17 protein-coding genes are annotated in these 22,815 nt (G+C 47.0%); 8 read left to right on the forward strand and 9 right to left on the reverse strand.

The features are described 5' to 3' along the window. The first annotated feature begins 1 nt into the window (after position 1). Complete coding sequence (locus tag QUA13_RS11770) at positions 2–2,080, forward strand: abortive infection protein (protein WP_333198563.1); 2,079 nt, start codon at positions 2–4, stop codon at positions 2,078–2,080. Positions 2,081–2,255: 175 nt separating this feature from the next. Here the strand turns inward: QUA13_RS11770 and QUA13_RS11775 are convergent, their stop codons facing one another. The 4 genes from QUA13_RS11775 to QUA13_RS11790 form a co-directional block, all read right to left on the reverse strand. Next, positions 2,256–3,431: a DUF4335 domain-containing protein gene (locus QUA13_RS11775; RefSeq protein ID WP_333198565.1), complete on the reverse strand. Its 1,176-nt coding sequence runs from the start codon at positions 3,429–3,431 to the stop codon at positions 2,256–2,258. A 3-nt stretch (positions 3,432–3,434) separates the two neighbouring features. Next, on the reverse strand, positions 3,435–4,040 hold the full coding sequence (locus QUA13_RS11780; protein ID WP_422614740.1) for a DUF3038 domain-containing protein: 606 nt from the start codon (positions 4,038–4,040) through the stop codon (positions 3,435–3,437). A 328-nt stretch (positions 4,041–4,368) separates the two neighbouring features. Then, positions 4,369–4,875 carry a hypothetical protein gene (locus tag QUA13_RS11785; RefSeq protein WP_333198567.1) on the reverse strand — a complete coding sequence of 169 codons (507 nt, stop codon included), beginning with the start codon at positions 4,873–4,875 and terminating at the stop codon, positions 4,369–4,371. 207 nt (positions 4,876–5,082) lie between these two features. Next, complete coding sequence (locus QUA13_RS11790; protein WP_333198569.1) at positions 5,083–7,521, reverse strand: cation:proton antiporter domain-containing protein; 2,439 nt, start codon at positions 7,519–7,521, stop codon at positions 5,083–5,085. A gap of 196 nt (positions 7,522–7,717) precedes the next feature. Between QUA13_RS11790 and rpsB the strand changes: the two genes are divergently transcribed. From rpsB to fusA, 5 genes are all read left to right on the forward strand, one after another. Next, complete coding sequence (gene rpsB, locus QUA13_RS11795) at positions 7,718–8,548, forward strand: 30S ribosomal protein S2 (protein WP_333189325.1); 831 nt, start codon at positions 7,718–7,720, stop codon at positions 8,546–8,548. 322 nt (positions 8,549–8,870) lie between these two features. Beyond that, positions 8,871–9,530, forward strand: a complete 660-nt coding sequence (gene tsf / locus QUA13_RS11800; protein ID WP_172187020.1) for a translation elongation factor Ts — start codon at positions 8,871–8,873, stop codon at positions 9,528–9,530. A gap of 200 nt (positions 9,531–9,730) precedes the next feature. Further along, positions 9,731–10,672 (forward strand): hypothetical protein, encoded by a 942-nt coding sequence (locus QUA13_RS11805; RefSeq protein WP_333198571.1) that lies wholly within the window; start codon positions 9,731–9,733, stop codon positions 10,670–10,672. A gap of 150 nt (positions 10,673–10,822) precedes the next feature. After that, entirely contained in the window at positions 10,823–13,330 is a 2,508-nt protein-coding gene (gene recG, locus QUA13_RS11810; protein WP_333198573.1) for an ATP-dependent DNA helicase RecG, read from the forward strand. A gap of 565 nt (positions 13,331–13,895) precedes the next feature. Then, positions 13,896–15,980 (forward strand): elongation factor G, encoded by a 2,085-nt coding sequence (gene fusA, locus QUA13_RS11815; RefSeq protein ID WP_333198575.1) that lies wholly within the window; start codon positions 13,896–13,898, stop codon positions 15,978–15,980. 121 nt (positions 15,981–16,101) lie between these two features. On the opposite strand, the gene QUA13_RS11820 is transcribed toward fusA, so the two are convergent. Then, on the reverse strand, positions 16,102–17,265 hold the full coding sequence (locus QUA13_RS11820) for an HNH endonuclease (RefSeq protein WP_333198577.1): 1,164 nt from the start codon (positions 17,263–17,265) through the stop codon (positions 16,102–16,104). Positions 17,266–17,481: 216 nt separating this feature from the next. Here QUA13_RS11820 and QUA13_RS11825 point away from each other — a divergent pair, with 216 nt between their 5' ends. After that, on the forward strand, positions 17,482–17,916 hold the full coding sequence (locus QUA13_RS11825) for a hypothetical protein (RefSeq protein ID WP_333198579.1): 435 nt from the start codon (positions 17,482–17,484) through the stop codon (positions 17,914–17,916). 117 nt (positions 17,917–18,033) lie between these two features. On the opposite strand, the gene QUA13_RS11830 is transcribed toward QUA13_RS11825, so the two are convergent. From QUA13_RS11830 to QUA13_RS11840, 3 genes are all read right to left on the reverse strand, one after another. After that, on the reverse strand, positions 18,034–18,648 hold the full coding sequence (locus tag QUA13_RS11830; protein ID WP_333198582.1) for an NAD(P)H-dependent oxidoreductase: 615 nt from the start codon (positions 18,646–18,648) through the stop codon (positions 18,034–18,036). 40 nt (positions 18,649–18,688) lie between these two features. Continuing rightward, positions 18,689–19,384 (reverse strand): glutathione S-transferase family protein, encoded by a 696-nt coding sequence (locus QUA13_RS11835; RefSeq protein ID WP_333198583.1) that lies wholly within the window; start codon positions 19,382–19,384, stop codon positions 18,689–18,691. Between the two features lie 83 nt (positions 19,385–19,467). Further along, positions 19,468–20,412, reverse strand: coding sequence for a DMT family transporter (locus QUA13_RS11840; RefSeq protein ID WP_333198585.1), 945 nt, complete (start codon positions 20,410–20,412; stop codon positions 19,468–19,470). A gap of 108 nt (positions 20,413–20,520) precedes the next feature. On the opposite strand from QUA13_RS11840, the gene QUA13_RS11845 reads away from it, so the two are divergent. Further along, positions 20,521–20,976: a MarR family transcriptional regulator gene (locus tag QUA13_RS11845; RefSeq protein WP_333198587.1), complete on the forward strand. Its 456-nt coding sequence runs from the start codon at positions 20,521–20,523 to the stop codon at positions 20,974–20,976. Between the two features lie 153 nt (positions 20,977–21,129). Here the strand turns inward: QUA13_RS11845 and QUA13_RS11850 are convergent, their stop codons facing one another. Next, positions 21,130–22,515: a UDP-N-acetylmuramoyl-tripeptide--D-alanyl-D-alanine ligase gene (locus QUA13_RS11850; RefSeq protein ID WP_333198589.1), complete on the reverse strand. Its 1,386-nt coding sequence runs from the start codon at positions 22,513–22,515 to the stop codon at positions 21,130–21,132. Positions 22,516–22,815: the final 300 nt, after the last annotated feature.

A 22,815-nucleotide genomic window follows, 5' to 3' on the forward strand; every position in this document is an offset into this window, starting at 1 on the left:
TATGGCGGCATTTTCTTTGAACGGGCCCACAATTTTTTTACTGTCAGGTCAATCTTTCGACCAATTCATTTTGACTCTGGCGCTGATAGTTCTGGCTGTAATTTGCGGCCTAACAGCTTTTATTTTTATTCGGATTTTTCTCAATTGGTTGCAGGCGAAATTGGAGGGAAATAGCCATTTTTTTAGACGGTCGTTCAAAAGAAAGGCTGGCAATTCACCCGCTAATATTTCAGAACCTGACAAAGTTTTTTTAGAACCCCAATTCGTAGAAAGTGACAGCAATTTAACGGCTGCTATTTTTGGAAAAAAAAGCAATATTTCAGAAGCGCTCGATCCGGAGATTATCTGCGAAAATTCAGCAGAAGTTGCCTATCTCTACAAGCCGATTGCTCTTTGGCACGGGCGGTTAATTTTGCCCTCAAGCGAACAGCGCCAGCCCTACGGTACAGTGTTTATTGAAGTAATAAATGCGCCCAAAAAATATAAAAACTTTATTGGCAAAACAGCCTTTTTGAAATGGAGTACAAATCGCGAAGTACAGTTTTTCGCCCACGCAGTAACGCAAGATATCAACTTCACAAAACAGGCTAAAGATAGTAAAAAATCTGGCAACATTCATCCAGATAGATTGAACGGCTGGCGAAATGTAGGCCCTTTAGAAACTCTAGCAGGCACCAGACTCGAAGACAGCGTGACTGTGATGCTGCGCAGGCCGGTGATTGCGATTAATTATAGCAGCAGCGATCGCTATGAACTCACGATCGATCGCGAACCAGTACAAATTATCGGACGTTTGTGCGCCTTCGTCTCAATTTTGCAACGAAAAGAACCCGACAGCGACAAATTTATTGTCCGGCATTTCAACAAAACATCTCGACAATTTGACGGCGCAGCCGAAATTATTCGGATTCCGCAAGTACAGCCAGACAAAAATGGCGTAGCGAGGTCTACTAATCACCTGATCGAAAAATCGCCCTTAAATCCAGACGGCTGGTACATTTACGGCGAAAGAGACGAAGACAGTATGTTTGTAGTGCAGGCAATCGAACCCCGCAAAATTGCCCAATTAACACCAGATGAAACACATTTCGGTCTCAAAAAATCTCTGGCTTATTTAAGCAGCAAAAATTGGGCAAATACACCAGCACAAAAAGGGCAAGCAAAAATAGTATTGTTAACCCCAAATGATGCTACAGAAAACGCTTCAATCTCCCCTTGGCAAGAAGGAGATATCGGCATAGTGATTCACAGTTTCGGCGGTATCGGCGGCAAAAAACGCGAACCTGCACCGCTGGGAATTGTCACCGGACATTTTGCTTTCGGAGTAGCAAAAGTGGTGCGCGATCGATTTACCGGCGAACTGCGTTTTGACATAGAATACAAACAAGTTTACGCCCACAATCCCGACGGAATTGTTGCCGGTTCCAGCAAATGGCAAAGCTATATGGGAGACTTGCAGCGCGGCTGGTTGGGCGATCGCCCGGTTTGCGATATCATCTGTAAATTAGATTGCGTGTGTTGCGACTACGATTTTGGTGGGATCGCCTTGTCGCCTTTAACCGAATTAAACCAGCAACTAGATATCATGATGGCCCGCTACCGCAGCGGAGACGGCACCGGCGCAAGTTTAGTCACCCCAGCAACTTCTTGCGTCCAAGATTCAAGTCAGGCAATTTACGCGACAATTAAAAAAATTACTTCCGAAATAGAGTCAAATCCTCAGATTCAAGACTGGCTTAAAACAAATCCCACCGACGCACAAACCCAAAGATTTCACAAGTTAGTAGCTTTAGGAGAAAGTTTAGAAAAAGTATTAATGCCCCTCGGCATTGTCCGTCCAGATTGGCGGAAAAATCCGAGATTGGCGGGGATTGATTCGGAACTGAAAAAAACCTTTTTTGCGGGTATAGTGAACCTAATAAAAGCTGTTATTAGTTACCGAACAATGCTGCCCAGGCGTACCCAAGATGAAATCGCCAAAATTTTCTTAAAACAGGGAGCATTTTTGTGGATAATTCGCACAAATCAAGTCGGAGGATTTGACCCCGACATTGAGCCGATCGCACCAACAGGATTTTAAATCAGCAATCGGTTTGTAGATGATTCGGCGATTGAAATCGCTACTAGAAAAACCCAGTCTGCCTCCGCAGACTAAGAGATTGAGGGAGCATTTAAGCGGGATTTGGTATCAGTCAACAGTCAACAGTCAACCGTTAACAGTCAACAGTTAACCGTTAACAGTCAACAATCAACCATTACCAAGGAGTGACTTGAACAGTGCCGTCTGGTGCAAAAACTACTCGGAAATCAGCCAGCGGTTCCGCAGGCGGCCTGCTGCCAATCGGTTTGTAAAGCAACTCCGACAACGGCGTTTCGGATCGATCGACTGCTGCCGAATTTTCCGACTTGTAACCGACAATCGCCCCGTCTTTAGCCACACTCACCCGATAAACCAACTCCGCATCAACCGGAGGCTTATTCTTCACAACTCCGTCAATTTGCTGGGAAAGTTTGCCCTTCAACAGCTCAATTTCCCCTGGATCGCTAATTGGCACGGCTGCCACCTCAGGGCTTGCCAAACCTTCAGAAACAGGACTCGGCGTGCTTTCCGGCAAAGTGTTTGACTGCGGTGTGGCGCTAGGAGGTGAAGCGTCCGGCTGCGGCGCGGGGATCGGAGTCGGCGAACTCGATTCAGCGTTCGGAGTTTGAGTCCCAGGCAGCAAACCGCCCGCCGCAGGCGTAGGATTGGGATTAGGCGAACCCGATCCGCCCGGATTCGGCGTTCCCAGATTCTGGCCTGCCGCATTCGGCTGCGGCACTGGATCTCTCGGGCGCTGGACTTCGGGCACTGGCACCAAGAAAAACGCCATCGCCGCCAAAGCCAAACTCGACACTCCCACGACAGCAGGCAAACTCCGCTTCGCCAAAGGTTCGGCAGACTTGACGTAACGCTTGGAAATTGGGGTTAATTGCAGTGACAATTCCGGCAGCGTCTGCGTGTCCGCAAAAAACTGATCGATCGCTTCCACTAAGTCAAATAGCTGTACCGTCGTCAAATCTACTTTTGCCGAAAGTTCTGTTTTTTGATCGATTTGGCTTGGGCTGCCTGTTTCGGCGGGTAGAACGGTCAACCGATGCAAATTCCCGTCAATTCTGTGCAACTGCACCATACCCAAATTCGGGCCGTAGCGATCGGGATAATGCACTCCGCTCATAAATTCTTGAGCGTAGCTGCTGACGGCCCTCACCAAGCTTTCAAAAAAGTCTCGTCCCCCGCTTAGGGGCCCGCTGAGACCTGTAACATAGCATTCAGCGCTCATTAGTATGGAAAGCACCGGCCGTATATCTAACTGGCTGGCTGCCGATCCATCGCTCAACCCTTCTAGAACCAGGGTGCAATTTGGCAGACTGTACTGACGCCTAATAGTCATTTTTTATTCAACTTCTCCATCAAACAGGCTAACCCAGAAGCGCTGCATTCCGGCTGTGCCTGTACAAAATAGCAGTTTGCTCAACAAGTTCAAAGCTAGTTCGTTGAGCTTGTCGTCGGAATCGTAAGCTGCAACTAGCGATCGCTTGGGGTTCATGCGCGATCGAAAGTGAGCTCGAAAGCGTTCTAAATACTCAGCCAGCGGCAAGTTCTGGTTGAGGGGGATATTTCTCGATCGCAACTGCTGCGAGTCTAGCAGTAACTGCCGAATTGTCGCGGTTAACTTGCGCGCCATATTACAGGCGATCGCCACCAGCGCTTTTGCCTCCACCATGGTAAGGGAGCGGCGCTGCGTGTAGCGTCTCAGCGGGTTAGTATTGCGCATCAGCCAAAGGGCAACCCGATTTTTGATAATTGATTCCAATTCCAGGTCCTTTGACACTGCCAGCATTTCTTCAGCACCTCCGAGATACAAGGCTTCGATCGCCAGCAACATCAAGTCAATTTGCAATCTGGCCCGGCGGGGACATCCGCCATCGTTCGGCGACAAGTCTGGCAAACTGTCTAAAATCAAGGGTTTTGACTGGGTAAGCGAAGTTTCTGACGGCATTAAGATCACGGCAACATCCATTCCAAACAAACTATACGGGCACGGGGGGTCTTGAGCAAGACAAATTCTCAACCAAGGACTCTTCTGGGATACTTTATTTTTATCATTCACTTTTAGATATATTTTCCAATCTAGCAGCAACCGAGCGTCGCGGGCGAGCTCTGGGGGCGGGAGTTCGATCGCCCGCTCCCCCACCCCCGCCTCCAGAGCTTTTTGATTCCTGACTTAGCCTGGGGAGAAGCGGAGAGTAGGAAACTCACAGAGTCGGAGAGGGACAAAGAATTTGACAATTACCCATTTCCCATTTCTTATGCCCCATTGGGATCGATCAATGTTCCTTCTTCTGGGGTTGCACCGCCGCTTGTCTTTGAGCCGTAAAATCAGTAGCCGCCGCCTTATCAGTTAGACTAATTTTTCCCTTGAGGGTTTCTTTGTCCACAATTCCGCGCAGTTTAACAGAACTGTTTTGACCCGTTGCTGTGGAGTCGCTGCAACCCGTTAAATTAGGAACAGCACCCGACAAACTCAATCCTTGAGTTTCCCACTTGCCAACTAGAGAAGCTTTCTCCTCGCCTGTTTTTACGCGATCGCCCTCGCTGCTGCCCGATCGCAAATTACCGCTCAAATAAACACCTGACTGCTCGATTGTCAAGACCAACGAATCAGATTTCAGACATTCGGGCAAACTTTGAGCATCGAAGCGATAACTTCCCCCAATTGCCGGAGCAGCCTTTAAATTTGTTTCCCCGTAAGCACTCACTATTTTAAAAAGTACCGCAACAAAAGCGATAGAAACACCATAGAATGTTAATTTTTTGACGTTAAACTGATGCATGATCTTGGTAATTGGTAATTGGTAATTGGTAATTGGTCATTAGTCATCGGTCATTGGTAATCGGTAATTGGGAATTGGGAATTGGGAATTGGGCATTGGTGGCAACTCACAAATAACCAATAACCAATAACTAATAACAACTGTCAACTGCCACCTGCCAACTGCCAACTGTCAACTGTCAACTACCAATTGTCAACAGTCAACTGACTACCTTTGAGGAAGTACCGATGCCAAGTGCGATCGCACTTTAACGTAACACCGCGTAATCAGCAGCGAAGAATGACACTGCACAGCCAATTCATCAGTATACCGTCCCAAAGTTTGGCGCTCAATTCCCCACTCCCGACTCGTACCTGCAATAGTCAAATCAGCATTAGCAGAAGCCGCCACCACAGCTTGAATTGGCTCAGCAGCCTCCACAATCGGAGTTTCAATGCGCGATCGCACCTCAACCGGCAACTGCTCCATCACTCGCTGAAACTCGTAACTCAGCTCGTTTCCAGATTCCCCGTCAACCGCCACCCGCAGCACCGTCAAACGGCGTTCCTCGCTATTAACTAACAGTCTCAGCGCCAATTCTAACCCCAAATCATCGTGAATGTTTGCCGCGTAAGGTACTAACAAGTTATTCAACGTTTCCCGGTTTCTGTCAACAAAAATTGCTACATCCACCTTAGCGTTGCTGAGAATTTGACCGACACGTCCTCCCAAACGATTGCTGCTAAAACTAGGCCTGTGCCATCCTAATAAAATCAAATCCGCGCGATCGATTTGCGCAATTTGTGCCGTTTCCCGGGCTACATCATTAGTAACCCGAATGATAGGATGTACAAATTTTCTCGCGTCAGGCAGTTCCAAACTATCAATCAATTCTGATAATTTCCAGCGGCGCTCTTGAATAGTGCGATCTGCTTCCGCAGGCGTACTTTCAAAGGCATAATCCTCATTTAATTCTATCAAACTCAAAGGATGAACCGCCGCCGACTGTAAATCGTCACCACCCATACCAGCAGCCGGCTGCGCCAGCGCTACCGCTAGTTGCAGTAAACCTTTCTGCGTGCTGGGATTAGAAACCGGTACTAAAATTCGATAAGTTGGCAGCAATTTTTTAGCAGTTTCTTCGCTGCTACCCGCAATTGGTGAAGCTTCTAATTCTAAATCCTCCGAGCTAACTTCTGAAATATCTAACCGAATTAACCGTTTGGGATAAGTCAACTCCAATAGCGGCGAAGTCATAAAAGTTGTCACTAAAGCCATGATGACTAACATCGTAAATAGTAGCGGCGAAACTACGCCCAGGGAAAGACCGATATTCAGCACAATTAGTTCAGTCAAACCGCGAGTATTCATCAGCCATCCCAGTGCAGAAGCTTCGCGGTTGCTGATGCCACAGACTCTGGCCGCCACGTAAGTGCCGACGTATTTGCCGACAATAGCCACTCCCAAAACAGCGGCGCACAGCAGCCACAATTCGGGACTGTTGAGCAGGCCGATTTGAGTGCGCAAACCGCTGTAAGCAAAAAAGACTGGAAGCAGAAATATCAAGACAAAATCTTCAGTTTTCTCCGCTAATTCTCTGGTTAATCCCGCATTTTTTGGCATTGCGGCACCCAGCAAAAATGCACCGAAGATTAAGTGAATGCCGATTAATTCAGTAATTAAGGCAGAAGCTACAACTCCCATGTAAATTCCTGCAAGCACTAACTGTGTTAATCGGCCGGTGCGATTGTAGTGCTTGGAAAGCCGCTGCAACAACCATCGGACTACAGTCAGCATGAAACCGATGTAAATTAAAGATGCAATAATTGTCGGTAAAGCGCCTAGCATTGAGTTAGTTCTAGTAACTGCGATCGCCACTGCTAACAAGCACCAAGCTGTCACATCGTCAACGGCCGCGCAAGTCAGTGCCAGCGTCCCCAATTTTGTATTCTGTAAGTTGTGTTCTGTAATAATTCTTGCCAGCACAGGAAAAGCAGTAATTGACATCGCAGCGCCCAAAAATAGGGCAAAGGCTGTAAACGAAACGCTATTATTTGAAACGATGGGATAAAGCAGGAGTGCTAGTAAGCTTCCCAGAGAAAACGGCACTAGAATGCTGACGTGGGAAGTTAAAATCGCGATATCTAAATTGCTTTTGAGATACTTGGGATTCAGTTCCAAACCAATCAAGAACATGAAAAAGATCAGCCCCACCTCAGACAGCACGTTGAGGAAGGGAACGGCTTCGGCTGGAAAAAGTGCTGTTGCTAAATCTGGTGCAACTAAGCCAAACAGAGAAGGTCCGAGCATAATTCCTGCTACAATTTCTCCAATGACTTGAGGTTGTTTGATAGATCGAAATGCTAAACCGACAAGTCGGGAAAGTGCGATGACAATTAGAACTTCAAGCAGGACGAGAATGGGGATGGGCATATCGTTTTTAGCTTTGGGATTTTTGCGGATCGAGAGGGTACGGCAGTAAAGCCGACAGAATGGGCGATCGAAAAAAATGGCTACCAGCTCGATCGAAGGTTGAAGGCACAAGAGGCGCACCAACAACGCCATTCTCTCACAAGCGAACAAAGGCTTTGGCAACCTCCCATCTGGATTTTTCGTTTTTAAGAAGCGCTTGCAAGTAACTCTAACCGCAGCCTGCGCACCCCGCACTAAATCTCACCTCCGGATGCCCACCGCCCATCTAAACCTAGGGATATAAGATTGTCAGAAAAAGTAGCGCGCGCTGTGATAAACTAGAAAAGTTGTTTCAATTCGCACATCCGGGTTTTCGGGTGTTTCGAGGGCGCAAACCTTCAGAAATACGACCGGGTGGAGGATTAACCCGAATACAGGAGTTAAAAATACAATGCCAGTAGTCAGTTTGGCTCAAATGTTAGAGTCAGGGGTTCACTTCGGACACCAAACCCGCCGGTGGAACCCGAAAATGTCTCCCTACATTTTTACAGAGCGCAACGGGGTTCACATCATCGACCTCGTGCAAACCGCTCAGCTTATGGAAGACGCCTACGAGTACATGAGAGTGGCCTCAGAAAAAGGCAAAAAGTTTTTGTTCGTGGGTACGAAGCGCCAAGCTGCGGGGATTGTAGCCCAAGAAGCTCAACGCTGCGGTGCTTATTACGTCAACCAGCGCTGGCTGGGGGGAATGCTCACCAACTGGACGACTATTAAGTCCCGCGTGGAGCGCCTCAAGGATTTGGAGCGCCGCGAGGAAATCGGCGCCCTCGATTTGCTGCCGAAAAAAGAAGCTTCGGTGCTGCGCCGAGAAATGGCCAAACTCCAGAAGTATCTGGGCGGGATTAAATCCATGCGCAAGATTCCCGACGGAGTGGTGCTGGTAGACCAACGCCGCGAGTATAATGCGGTGTTGGAATGCCAAAAGTTGGGAATTCCGATCGTCTCTCTGTTGGACACCAACTGCGACCCGGATTTGGTGGACATTGCGATTCCGGCGAACGACGATGCTATTCGATCGATCAAGCTGATTGTCGGCAAGTTGGCTGATGCCATCTACGAAGGTCGTCACGGTCAGCAGGGCGGCGACTCTGAGGAAGACTACGACTACGACGGTGGTTACGAAGGCGCTGAATATGATGTCGAAATCGAAGAATTGGATGACCCCGATTATGTAGATCCCGACGAAGCTGCTGAGGCCGAAGGCGAAGAAACTGAGAGCTAGTATTGCCCTCGGAATCTGACAGCAGGAAATTAAAAATTAAAGATTGAAAATTAAAAATAATTATTATTTTTAGTTGGATATTTTTAATTTTTAATTGTACATGGCAGGAGTCTAAGTCATTAGTAGAGTTCTGGCAAAAGCATTGATTGTGTCAGCGCTAGAATTAATTCTGGCGCTACACCTACAAAGTCGGTACTAATATCGACTGGGTATTTCTTCACTCTGGTCTAATCATTAACATTAAAATTAGTGACTAATGACTGATGACTAATGACTGATGACTAATGACTAATAACTAATTTTGATTGGGAACTTAAAGAAGATGGCGGACATATCTGCAAAACTTGTTAAAGAACTGCGCGACAAAACCGGCGCGGGCATGATGAACTGCAAAAAAGCCCTCGCTGAAAACGATGGCGATATCGAAACATCCATTGAGTGGCTGCGGAAAAAAGGTCTCGCCGGGGCAGACAAAAAAGCAGGACGGGTTGCCTCAGAAGGGCTAGTAGGTAGCTACATTCACACGGGCGGCCGCGTGGGAGTGCTGGTGGAAGTTAACTGCGAAACTGATTTTGTGGCACGCCGCGAAGAATTCCAAACTTTGGTGCGGAATATTGCGATGCAAATTGCAGCTTGCCCGAATGTGGAATACGTGAAAGTTGAAGATATCCCCGCCGAAGTTGTCGAAAGAGAAAAGGCAATTGAAATGGAGAAGGACGACTTGGGCAACAAGCCGGACAACATCAAAGAAAAGATTGTTCAAGGGCGTATTGACAAGCGCATGAAAGAGTTATCTTTGATGGATCAGCCTTTTATTAGAGATCAGAATATCTCGGTGGAAGAGTTGGTGAAACAAACGATCGCCCAAATAGGAGAAAATGTCCAAGTGCGCCGCTTCGTGCGTTTTGTGTTGGGCGAAGGCATTGAAAAGGTAGAAGCTAACTTTGCCGATGAAGTGGCAGCCCAAATGGGTGCTAAATAATCCCCAATGTAAGATTGAGAATTAAAAATTAAAAATGTGAAAAGTTGATTTTTTGCATTTTTAATTTTTAATTTTTACAGGACTCTCGGACGGTGTACAAAACACCCGGTTTATAACCAGTATTAAATGGAAACTCAGACAATTTGTGGCAGAAACCTGGTTTTTTTGCCCGCCTCCTATTTTAATTTTATACAAGAGATATGGTGCGAGCAAGAGAGCGAATAGAGCAAGATTTGGCAGGACTCGAAGAGGCTTTAGCAGCCTTGACTTTGGAGTTTCGCAGTACCTACGATGGTTATTTAACTGCGTTGGGACAAGCAGTGCGGCAGCAATTAATTTTGGCTTGCTATCACCTTTGCACTCAAGCAGTACCGGAGTCCTTTCTCAAGTTGTCCTTCGACGGGCGGCAAAAAATGCAGCAGTCTGTAAGGGCTTTGGCTGCGGCGTCGGAGGAAAAATTGCGATCTCTAGTGACGACAGAATCTGAGGAAGAGGAAGAAGAAGAAGAAGAGGAAGAAGAGGAAGAAGAAGAGGAAGAGGAAGAAGAGGAAGAAGAAGAGGAAGAAGAAGAAAAAGAAGAAGAGGAAGAAGAAATAAAGGAAAAAAAAGAAGGAAAAAACGAAGTTTCCGCCATTAACTATCTATTTTCATTGGCAAATTACCAAATGCCAAGTGCCAATTCCCCCGAAAGTTTGGCGCGCTGGCAAAATAGTATTGAAAAGTCGATCGCCCGTATTATCAAGCTGCTTTCTCGCGACACCAACCGCTTGCTGCAACAGTCGGGAATCTTGCCCAGTCAGTTGCCAGAACCTATTCTAGAAGCTGCTTCTCAAGCTGAATTGTCCGGCGACAGCGTTGCTGGGCCACCTAACTTATTAAACTTAATCATTGAAACCGATGCGTCATCCGCATCCCGAAACTTGGCAGAAACATCCGGTAATAGGGCGCTGCACATTACAGCGATTAAACTGCGGCTGTCGGAAATAGAGTTTGCTGATGCGGGAACCTCGGCTTGGCGCCAGCAAATTCGCAACCTCTCTGTAAAGTTGAACTCGCTAGGCCGCGATTACCAGAAAAAGCAGCGGGAACTTGCTGTGGTGGACGCTGAGTCGGCTTGGCGATCGAGTTGGTTTGAAGATTAGTCAGTTGACAGTTGACAGTTGACAGTTGTCAGTTGACAGTTGACAACTGTCTGGAATTCTTGAGCTATGATTAATAACTAATGACTAATGACTAATGACTAATGACTAATGATTAATTACTAATTACTAATTACTAATGACTGATGACTGATGACTAATAATCAACCAGAATGGCAGCGATTGCAAAAAGCTCTTTCAGTAGAAGCCGATCGCGGATTTAACGACATCCAAGGCAGTCAATACCGCTTCAGCGAGTTTCTGGGCCTGAGTTTGAGACAGTTGGCAGTTGCTGTAGCGGCTTCTTCGCGCGAGCGAGCCAGACAACTAGCCGCTGAATTTGACATCTACCCTCAGAAAGATCTCGAACAGCGCCAACATTCGATCGCCATTACGGTCAGTTTTTTGAGGCAAATGGAGCAAGTTTGGGAACAAGAAACTCGGCACCAGCAAGAACAAGTAGCACAAGTCAGACCCGCAAACGCTCCCCAACCAACCGCCCCAGCAGTTTCCGTTCCCCGAACTGCACCCCTGAGTGCAGCACCCGCACCGCCGGGTCTGACTCTCGACCAACAGTTAACCCGCGTCACCGGCATCGGACCCGCCAACGGCAACCGCTTGGTAAAACTCGGTTTATACACTGTATACGACTTGCTTTACTACTATCCGCGCAACCACATCGACTATGCAAAGCAAGTACAAATTCGCGAACTCGTAGCTGGCGAAACTGTCACTTTGATAGCAGAAGTGAAGCGGTGCAATTGCTTTTCTAGTCCGAAGAATAAGAAGTTAACCATATTAGAAGTAATTTTAAAAGACCGCAGCGGAGAAATAAAAATTAGTCGTTTTTTTGCAGGCCCTCGCTACAGCAATCGCGGTTGGCAAGAATTCAAAAAGCGCGAGTATTGTACTGGTGCGGTGCTGGCAGCTTCCGGGTTGGTGAAGCAGGGTAAATATGGAATTACTTTAGACAATCCTGAGTTAGAAATATTAGACGACTCCGGCGGTGCGATCGAATCAATGAAAGTCGGCCGCCTGATACCGGTTTATCCGCTGACGGAAGGGGTGGATGCCGGTTCGGTGAGGCGATCGATTTTGGCTGCAATGCCCGCGGCGAAAATGTTGCCAGAATCGCTGCCGGAAGATTTGCGCGAGCGTTACGGTTTAATGGGTTTAGCCGATGCCGTGACTAATATTCACTTTCCGCTCGATCGAGATTGTTTGGCCGCCGCCCGCCGCCGCTTAGTTTTTGACGAATTTTTCTACCTGCAATTAGGACTTTTAAAGCGCCGCCAAACCCAAAGAAAAGCTCAAGCTAGTGCCGTCATCCTTCCTAGCGGCAAATTGATCGAACATTTTTATGAAATCTTGCCTTTTGCCTTGACTAATGCTCAGGAAAGAGTAATTAACGACATCCTCAACGATTTAGCTTCGCCGCAACCGATGAACAGGTTAGTGCAAGGCGATGTCGGCGCTGGCAAAACTGTAGTAGCCGTCGTGGCAATGCTAGCAGCAATTCAATCCGGCTATCAAGCCGCTTTAATGGCGCCGACAGAAGTTTTAGCAGAACAGCATTATCGCAAATTGGTAGGTTGGTTTAACTTGATGCACTTGTCAGTTGAACTGTTAACTGGTTCCACAAAAGTAGCAAAGCGCCGGGAAATTCACAGCCAGTTAGAAACCGGAGAATTGCCTGTTTTAGTGGGAACTCACGCGCTGATTCAAGATACGGTGAGTTTCAGAAAATTGGGTTTGGCAGTAATTGACGAACAGCACAGATTCGGCGTGCAGCAGCGCGCTAAATTGCAGCAAAAAGGCGAAGCTCCCCACGTTTTGACGATGACGGCGACTCCCATTCCCCGGACACTGGCACTGACGCTGCACGGGGATTTAGATGTGAGTCAAATTGATGAACTTCCCCCCGGCAGGCAGGCGATTCAAACCACTGTACTGTCTGCAAAAGAACGCATTCAAGCTTACGATTTGATTCGGCGGGAAGTGGCGAGCGGGCGTCAAGTTTATGTGGTGCTACCGCTGGTGGAGGAGTCGGAAAAGTTGGACGTGCGATCGGCAATTGAGGAAAAAGAGAAACTTGAAAAAAGTGTATTTCCTGAGTTTAAGGTGGGTTTGCTCCACGGTAGGATGAGCAGTGCCGACAAAGATGAGGCAATTACTAAGTTTCGGGACAAAGAAACGGATATTTTAGTATCTACTACTGTGGTTGAAGTAGGGGTGGACGTGCCGAATGCCACGGTAATGCTGATTGAAAATTCTGAGCGTTTCGGACTGTCGCAACTGCACCAGTTGCGGGGTAGAGTCGGTCGGGGCAGCAACCGTTCTTATTGTTTGTTAATGCCCGGTTCCAAAACTGCGGAAGCTATGCAGAGAATGAAGGTTTTAGAACAATCTCAAGATGGCTTTTTTATTGCGGAAATGGACATGAGATTGCGCGGGCCAGGTCAGGTTTTGGGAACTCGGCAGTCGGGTTTGCCGGATTTTGCTTTGGCCAGTTTGGTGGAGGATCAGGAGGTTTTGGAGTTGGCGAGGGCGGCGGCTCAAATGGTAATTGAGAGTGATGAAAGTTTGAATCAGTGGCCGGTGGTGCGGGATGAATTGGAGCGGAGATATCAGCGGATGATGAGCGGGTCGATTTTGACTTAGATATTCCTGGACGCAGCAACGGTGTTTTTAATAATATTTTGTATGGTCTGGTTAAGCGCATATCTATCAAAGCCGGCAGTTTATTGCTGCACTCACGCACCCTCTCCCCGTAGGCTGATTTATTTGCAGGTACCTATTTAATGTCAGAAATCGGGTTTCTTGCCACAAAGTCACGTAAAATATGAGGTTTTTTGTCAGGAAAACCCGCTTTATACCGTTTTGCTGAGAATGGTGCAAAATATCAAGTTTAGCGAAGCGTCAAAAACAAGAATTTGTTGGGTACGAGTGCCTCAACCCAACCTACTTTCTGAACCCAACCTAACTTTCACAGAAAATTTTTCCCTTGGCCTAGGGTATTTTTATGAATTGTAAGGATTCCCGTACTGAATTAAACCAAAAATCCTTCGCAGGAATGACGGGGAAGTGTCAAAATTAAGATAGTTCTGCCAAAAACAGGGGAAAGGAAATCTAGCCTGTACTGGCGCCTAAGGCAACATTGATTCCTCGCTGGTTACGCTTGCAGGTGGTCGCCGACGGTTCGTCGAATTTAATCTCAACAGTAATTATGAAAGATCTCACTCGTTATCGAAATATTGGCATCTTCGCCCACGTAGATGCTGGCAAGACCACCACAACAGAAAGAATCCTGAAACTGACAGGCAAAATCCACAAAATTGGTGAAGTTCACGAAGGCGCGGCGACTACTGACTTCATGGAACAGGAGCAAGAGCGCGGTATTACGATTCAATCCGCTGCTACCACCTGCTTCTGGAACGAGCATCAGCTCAACATCATCGATACCCCCGGACACGTCGATTTTACGATCGAGGTGTACCGTTCGCTGAAGGTTCTCGATGGTGGCATCGGTGTGTTCTGCGGTTCGGGTGGAGTTGAACCGCAATCTGAAACCAACTGGCGCTACGCTAACGATTCCAAAGTGGCTCGCGTCATCTACATCAACAAGCTCGATCGCACGGGCGCAGATTTTTATCGCGTTGTCCAGCAAGTCGATAAAATCCTTGGCGCTAAACCGATGGTAATGGTATTGCCGATCGGCATAGAAGAAAAGTTTTGCGGCGTAGTCGATTTGCTGACCCGCAAAGCCTGGATCTGGGATGAATCCGGCGATCCGATGAACTATGCAATTAAAGATGTCCCCGCCGATATGGTCGATGATGTCGAAACTTGGCGCGAAAAGTTGATCGAACTGGCCGTCGATCAAGACGACGCTGTGATGGAACAGTATCTCGAAGGCAACGAGCCGAGCATCGACGACCTCAAGCGCTGCATTCGCAAAGGTACTCGCGATCGGGCATTTTTCCCCACCTACTGCGGCTCATCGTTTAAAAACAAAGGCGTGCAGTTGGTTCTCGATGCCGTAGTTGACTACCTGCCAAACCCGATGGAAGTCACACCGCAGCCAGAAGTCGATCTTGATGGCGAGGAAACCGGCGAGTTTGCGATCGTCGATCCCAATAGGCCATTGCGGGCACTGGCGTTTAAGATCATGGACGATCGCTACGGTGCTTTAACCTTCACGCGCCTGTACTCCGGTAAGTTGTCCAAGGGCGACACCGTACTCAACACCGCCACAGGCAAAACCGAGCGCGTCAGCCGTTTGGTGGAGATGCACGCCAACTCTCGCGAAGAAATTGAATCGGCCCAAGCAGGGGACATTGTGGCGATCGTCGGTATGAAAAACGTCCGCACCGGACACACCATCTGCGATCCGAAACATCCTGCCACCCTAGAGCCGATGGTATTCCCCGATCCCGTTATTTCGATTTCGGTCAAACCGAAACAAAAAGGCGGCGAAGAAAAAATGGGAGCAGCCCTCACCAAGATGGTGCAAGAAGACCCATCGTTCCACATGGTGACGGATCAAGAAAGCGGCGAAACGATTCTCAAGGGGATGGGCGAGTTACACCTCGACATCAAAGTAGACATTCTCAAGCGCACCCACGGCATCGAAGTAGAAGTCGGCGAACCACAGGTAGCCTATCGCGAGTCGATTACCAAGCGCCTCGAAGACGAATACACCCACAAAAAGCAATCAGGTGGTTCCGGTCAATTTGCCAAAATTGGCTACGTGATCGAGCCTGGTGAGGTGGGAAGCGGCTTCCAGTTTGAGTCAAAAGTGACCGGTGGTAGCGTCCCGAGAGAATATTGGCCAGCGGTCGAAAAAGGCTTTGAAAGCTGCATCGACAAAGGCGTCTTGGCCGGATTCCCCTGCCTAGACTTGAAATTCACGCTTCTAGAAGGCGGTTTCCACCCCGTTGACTCGTCAGCAATGGCCTTTGAAATTGCTGCCAAAGCGGCCTATCGCCAGTCTCTGCCGAAAGCGGGGCCTCAGTTGCTCGAACCGATTATGAATGTCGATGTATTCACACCAGATGATTACATGGGCGACGTGATCGGCGACCTCAACCGCCGCCGGGGGATGATGAAATCTCAAGAAACAAGCCAGACAGGAGCGCGGATCAAGGCAGATGTGCCGTTGAGCGAAATGTTTGGTTACATTAGCGATTTGCGTACTATGACCTCTGGCCGCGGCCAGTTTTCAATGTCCTTCTCGCACTATGCTCCTTGTCCGAATAACATCGCTGAAGAAGTGATTAAAGCGGCAAAAGAGCGTCAAGCTGCGAAGTAGTGTATTTGACTCCTGGTAGGTGCTATCTGGAGTCAAACAGAAAAATTAGATCCCCGCTTTTTGAAGAAATCGGGGATCTAATTTTTGTAAACTATCGGTTAGAATAAGTCAACAAAACATATTAGATAGTAGAACCACGAGCAGACTTCAACAACATCTTGATTTCTTCAAGACTAAATGGTGGTGAACGACGATGAATCATAGCGTGACAATTTGGACAAATAGGACGCAAATCTTTTATAGGATCAATTTCATACTCTTCTGCAATCTCTGAAAGGGGTCTTAGATGATGAACATGAATGAAACCTTTTCCCAGTTTCCCAAAAGCTCTGCCAAAATCGAAATCACAAATAAAGCAGCTTGAACCGTAATAATCAATACATTTTTGCCGAGCTTTAGGCTCTCGTTCATAGGCGTTGACTGAAACTTGCCGTACTGCCCCCTCACGAAATGTTTGTACTGCATCTACTTCATCAGGAAAGAATCTAGTAGTAGTTACAGATTCCTGAACCTGAAGCGGATTTTGCCAATCCAACAAACATTTTAGGTATTTTTCAAAAAGCGGATTTTGCCAATCCCTCAAACATTTTAGATATTCTTCAAAACGGTCTTCCTCACCAAGATACACATTTATGGCAGCACGAAAGATAGCAAAGAGTTCGACAAAGTTATCAATCACTGGCTGAGCTGCATCTAGGTCTTTAATAGGAAGAACTAGGGATGGACTCTGAATATAAGTACCTTTCCCATCTCGTTCAGGAACTAATTGCAGCTTGTTAATGAACTCATCATACTCTAAATTTTCATCTTCTTTCGGTGCAATAGTTTCAGAGTAAACTTCATATTCACCCTGCTCCCAAATCTGAGTAACATCTTTCAAATGCTTCTTCAGGACTTGAACAATCGGATTCCCTTCTAGTCCTCTTAATCCAAAAAAGTTCACAAATAAACTATCAGAAGTACACTCGAATCTCAGTTGGAAATACCAAGTTCCTTTTATAGTCAAGCCAGCGCTTGCTATTTTGAATGGCTTGGTTTTCTTGGCTCCAGAGCGATGAGCTGGTGTAGTCGTTATTCGACAATCTGAGAGTACATCTGTGCCATAAACTTGGTGAATTTGGTCACAAGCTTGTTTAATGATTATTTTAAGCTTAGGGACAAGTAATTCTTTTAGCTTATCAGCACGCTCTCGATTGTCTTCGACTGAGAAGAGATATTGTTCAGCAGACCCTATGAGTGGCAAGTCAACGATTTCTGACAATTCGGTTTCCTCAACTGAACTCATATTTGTTCTCCGACATGACAAGTGCAATGAAAACTAATTGATATTTTAGCTTTTTTTCGACATATCCTGAAATAGGTCATGCTTCCCCGGCTCCTAAAACTTGTGCTGTGGTGAGTTTCAGCCTTGTAGGGTGCGTCAGTTAGAATACTTACTGGACAAGGGAAACGCTTATGGACTGACGCACCCTACTATCGTCTTTTAAATGCCGAACAGCTTATGACTCAAATAAATCCCGATCGCACTGCTGGTACAATTGCGATCGACGTTTGCGCTCAATCAAACGGGCAGTATCTTTGTCAGATTTCGTCATCTCTGAGCGATCGCCCCGACGATCGCATGAATTTTTACGGACAAACGAAAGAACACGCGATCGCGATCGGCTTAGAACATTTAGCTGACGAGTATCGCGAGAAAGCAGAAGAGTCTCAGAATATAGATTCGCTTGCCGTGGAAATTTCAGATTCTGGAGAACCAATTAATAAATATTATCATGTGATTGTACACTACGAAGAAATTTCGGAAGCAGAATCTAAGTTTGAGGCAGTACACAATACAATGATGGGAAATACGATAGTTGAGAATGCCAGAATTGCAGCCATTGAGATTTCTCCAGATATTGAAATCGAGCCGTTAGAGAGATCGGAATATTGAGCTATCTCCCCACTCCTAGGAACTCCTAACCTACTATCAAGTCCGCCTGTTTTCAAGTATTCTTGGCGAATGCTGCCGTAAATCGGAAAAGTTCCTTTGGGACTGCTGACGAATGAACTACCAGCAGAAGGCAAAATCTTGAATCGCTGTTCTGACTTCTGTTAAAGATTGCTCCCGCCGATTGGAGTTGAGCGCATTGGCATTGATGAATTGAATATCCGTAATGCCAATAAAGTTAAACACAGTTCGCAAAAAAGGTTCCTGAAAATCAAAGGGGGCAAATGCAGAACTCGGACTAAAATCACTGCCGCGAGCAGTAAAAATTAGCATTTTTTTGTCAGTTACTAATCCTTTAAAACCACCAGCATCAACAGCAAAGGTGCGTCTGGGTCGAACAATATGGTCGATGTAGGATTTAAGCACTGCCGGAATACTGAAGTTATACATCGGGACAGATAGAACGTAGCGATCGGCAGTCAAAAACTCATCAATCAATTCATCTGAAAGCTGGATCGCATCTGCCAAATCGGGAGTGTATTGGTCTGGTGGCGTAAACTTTGCCTTCACCCATGTCGCATCAATGTAAGGCACAGGATTTAACCCTAAATCTCTGTGGATTATTTTAGTTTCAGGATGACGATCGCTCCACTTGTCCATAAATTCTTGCGCAAGCATCCGCGAATGAGATTGTTCGTACCGAGGACTGGTGTCGATCTGTAAAATGCGAACCATAAAATCACTTTCTCCATGAGATTGTTTTGAATTTGATTGCCTAGTAGCGTCGCATTTCCGCAGCAGTTACTCCAGAGGCTCGATCGCTGGCATACTGGGCGTAATCCTGAATGTAAACTTCGGGAGGCTGAGCAGTTGCTCGAACAGAAGGATGCTGCTGCATCACACCCAACCATTCCCTCAATCGAGTACATTCTGCTGGCAGTTTGACACCTCGATAATGTTCTAAAGCTATCCATCGATCGAACCAGGGATAGAAGGACAGATCGACTAAACTCAGTGAATCACCTAACCAGTAGGAACCTGCTTTTGATAACTGACGAAATCCTTCTTTTTCGATAAACAACAAGTGTTGATGGAGTTCATTTGTCCAGTTTTGTTGTTGTTGAACATCCTGGCTCAACAGCAATTTGTAAAATGCAGGGGTAAATTTGGTATTGGCAAAGTCAATCCAAATGCGGGCGATCGCTCTCAATCCCGGATTATTGGGCATTAAGGGTGGCCCTGGAAATACTTCCTCCAAATATTCGTTGATAATGCTCGATTCCCAGATCCGATTTTCTTCGTGTTGAATCACGGGTACTTTGCCATAGGGAGAAACTTCAGCAAACCAATCTGGCTTATTTCGCAGATCTATCTCAATCTGTTCAAAGTCTACCCCTTTTTCTAGTAGAACCATGCGAGTTCGCTGAGCGTAGGGACAAACTTTGGCGCTATAAATTTTTACTTGAGACATGAGTCATTCTTCCCTTACTAAACGTTTAATTTCTATCTATCGCTCAATCGTTTTTTTGTTCGATCTAGTAGCATTCGCAACAGCTACTGTGAATCTAGGGAGTTTGGGATTGCGGTTTGAAACTGCATCCAGGTAATCGCCACAACGATCGTAAATCCACCAACGATCTGCATTCCTGTCAGGGTTTGATCGAACCAAAACCATGCCAGCACTCCTGCAACGACGGGTTCTAGCGTGGCAGCGATCGCCGCTCTTTCTGCCTGAATCCGTTGAATGCACCAGAAAAACAATAGATAAGGAAGTAAATTCCCTGCAATTCCGACATAAATAACTTTCAGAATGTTCTCCCGTGCAAGCAGCGTCCAAGGCATTCCTTGGGTCAACTGATAGGCAATCCAAAATAGGCTGGCGACGGCAAAAACTTTCAACATTACACCAATGGTTTCTTGAGTTGCGCTCACCCGATCGCTCAGTACAATATAGGCAGCAAAAAACACCGCCGTCGTTAAACCGACGAGAATTCCAAACCACTCAACCCGTGCCTCGTGACTGGCGAGTAAATTAGAAACCAGCAGCACTCCGACGATGGAAAGAATTAGCGCCACCAGTACAGGGCGAGCAGGCAGGCATCGGGAAGTCACAGCAGTCCAGAGGACAACCAAAATAGGAGCCGTAAATAACAGAACGATCGCCACGGCTACAGGCAAGCGCTGAATTGCCAGGTAATCGGCACCGACTAAGCCAACGAGAATGAGTCCCAGCGCAAATTGTGGACGATCGATCGGCTTGGCGTGGGAGCGTCCCACCAAACTATCCAGAATCGCAAGTCCAAAGGTGGCGATCGTTGCGCTTGCTCCAGCTAGCTCAAACGGCTGCACTCCTGATAAAAACAGGCGATTGGCGACATTAGCAGCGATCGCCCAGGCAACAACTGTCAGGAGCATTGCCAGCATTCCCAACACATTAAGTGAGTCGCGATCGCGCTCTAACACGGATTTCCAGGCGGTGTGAGGCGTTTTAGCAGCCATCGTTTCACCTTCGCAAGTAGTTTACTATTTGATAGTTGAAATTTCAACTAAAATCAAGGTAGCACGCGATAGTTGAAAATTCAACTACTTTTTTGAGATAATCCTGAGATGACTGCTAAACCTAAACTGGACAATCTACGGAACTCTGTATGGCGGCTTTTTATCACCGCCAACGTCAAGCTGCTCGATCGGATGGGCGAAAAGTTTTCTCAGGCAGGGCTGCCCTCGATGGATTGGTACGATGTACTGTTGACGCTCAAAGAAGCGCCAGAGTATCGTCTGCGCTTAAGCGATTTAGCCCAGAAGGTGCTGTTGAGCCGCAGCAATCTGACCCATCTGGTCGATCGCCTGGAAAAAGCCGGACTGCTATATCGAAAACGCTGTCCGAGCGATCGGCGTGGCACCTATGCTGTGCTGACTGAGGCAGGATTGGCGATGCAACAGCAAATGTGGACGGTTTACGCTGAAGGAATTGCAGAATACTTTGCCTGTCACCTGGATGATGAAGAACTTCAGGTGATGCAGCAAGTGCTGAAGCGAATGCTTGCGGCAGTTAGTCAGTAAGGGCGTCCGAGCAGATAGTCCTCACTTGGCGAACCAGAATGATGCCACCGAGACTGGCATCATTCTGGTTCGCCAAAAAGTCTCTTTAATATCAAATCCGCTCTTCATCGGAAACGATATAAATCGCCGAGTCACAACCGCCAAGTTTCTGTTCTATTCTTCCCCGCCCAAATCAGCTCTAACTTTCTCAACAACTCGATTCAACTCCACCGAATGAGAGGCCTTAAATAAAATACGATCGCCCGGTGTGACAAACTCCATTAAATGCCTTGCTAAATCTTCGCGGGAATTCTCCCTCGCAATATCTTCAACCTCCACAAAAGGCAAACCCGCCGCACCCGCAGCCATCGCGGCCGCTTCCTCAAAATCAGCAAAAACAAACAAAGCATCCAGATTCAACTCTCGCGCCGCCGTTCCCACTTGTCGGTGAAATTCGATCGCCCTGTCGCCCAATTCCTTCATCGTTCCCAACACCGCAATCCGGCGCTTTCCTGGAGTATCTGCTAACAGTCTCAGGGCCGCCAACATCGACTCCAAACCAGCATTGTAAGTCTCATCCAGAATCACAATATCCTGCGGCAAATCGTAGCGGCGCGCCCGTCCATCCGGTAACTGCACAGACAAACCTTGCTTTAAAACTTCCCAATCAATACCTAAAACTTTTCCTACCGCCAAAGCCGCCAAATAATTTACAGCATTGTGCCGTCCTTGCAGCGGCAGTGGCAATTCCACACCTTCTACAGACATTGTATCATTATTGAGCAATTTTCCGCACAAATCGCCGCCTTCTAAACCGTAAGTTAAGGTTTTTTCCTGCCAAACTTGGCCCGCAGTTGCTATTAATCTGTCACAATCGTGATTGAGAATAGCAATGCTATCACCAGGCATTTCGGCTAACAGTTCGCACTTAGCTTGGGCGATCGCCTCTTCCGAACCCAATCGCCCGATATGCGCCGTTCCTACGTTAGTAATTACCGCCACTGTAGGACGCGCAATTTGGGACAGCAGCGCTATTTCGCCACTCCCGCGCATTCCCATTTCAATTACAGCATAATTGTGTGAGGGCGAAAGCTCTAACAGAGTTTTTGGTACTCCAATTTCATTGTTGTAGTTATATTGAGTTTTAAGAACATTTCCTCTCGTTGACAAAACCGCCGCAATTAATTCTTTAACAGTAGTTTTACCGACCGAACCAGTAACAGCAACTATAGGTATACTGAACTGGTTTCGCCACCAGCGGGCGATCGACTGATAAGCTTTTAAAGTATCGTCCACGCGCAACAGCGGAAAATTAGGCAATTCCTCTTGCCAATGTCGATCGACTATCGCCGCAATCGCCCCCAAATCCCGGGCTTTTGCCACAAATTGATGGCCATCAAAATTGTCTCCCCGCAGCGCCAAAAATACTTCGCCTCCCTCAAGAGTGCGCGTATCTGTGGCAATCCCTGTCCCTAAAGCTGTCAAAACATCGTCAGGCACAGCAGGCAAAGGTACATTTAAAATTTCAAAAAGTCTGGCGATACTTACGCGACAAACCATAACCAGCACTCACCTTTCAAATGATTATTTTCACAGCTAATCCTACCTTGCTTGACCTGACATTTAACTGACAGGGGGCTGCTGGCCAGGATAGACCTTGACAATCGTAATACTAAATCGTCAGCAAACCAAGAAATTCTTCCGTACCTACTCACAGTCTTTACCAATACTTTACAAAGTCTATATTGATTTAAGGCCTTGCTAATTACCAACAATTCATGCCATGCTGATGTTGGTAATTAGTTTTAACTAAGCAAAAAATATCGATCGGCTTAAGCTGCTGACAGCTTCTACCCCTAA

This window comes from Microcoleus sp. S28C3 (genome assembly GCF_036700785.1).
Taxonomy (GTDB): Bacteria; Cyanobacteriota; Cyanobacteriia; order Cyanobacteriales; family Microcoleaceae; genus Microcoleus; species Microcoleus asticus.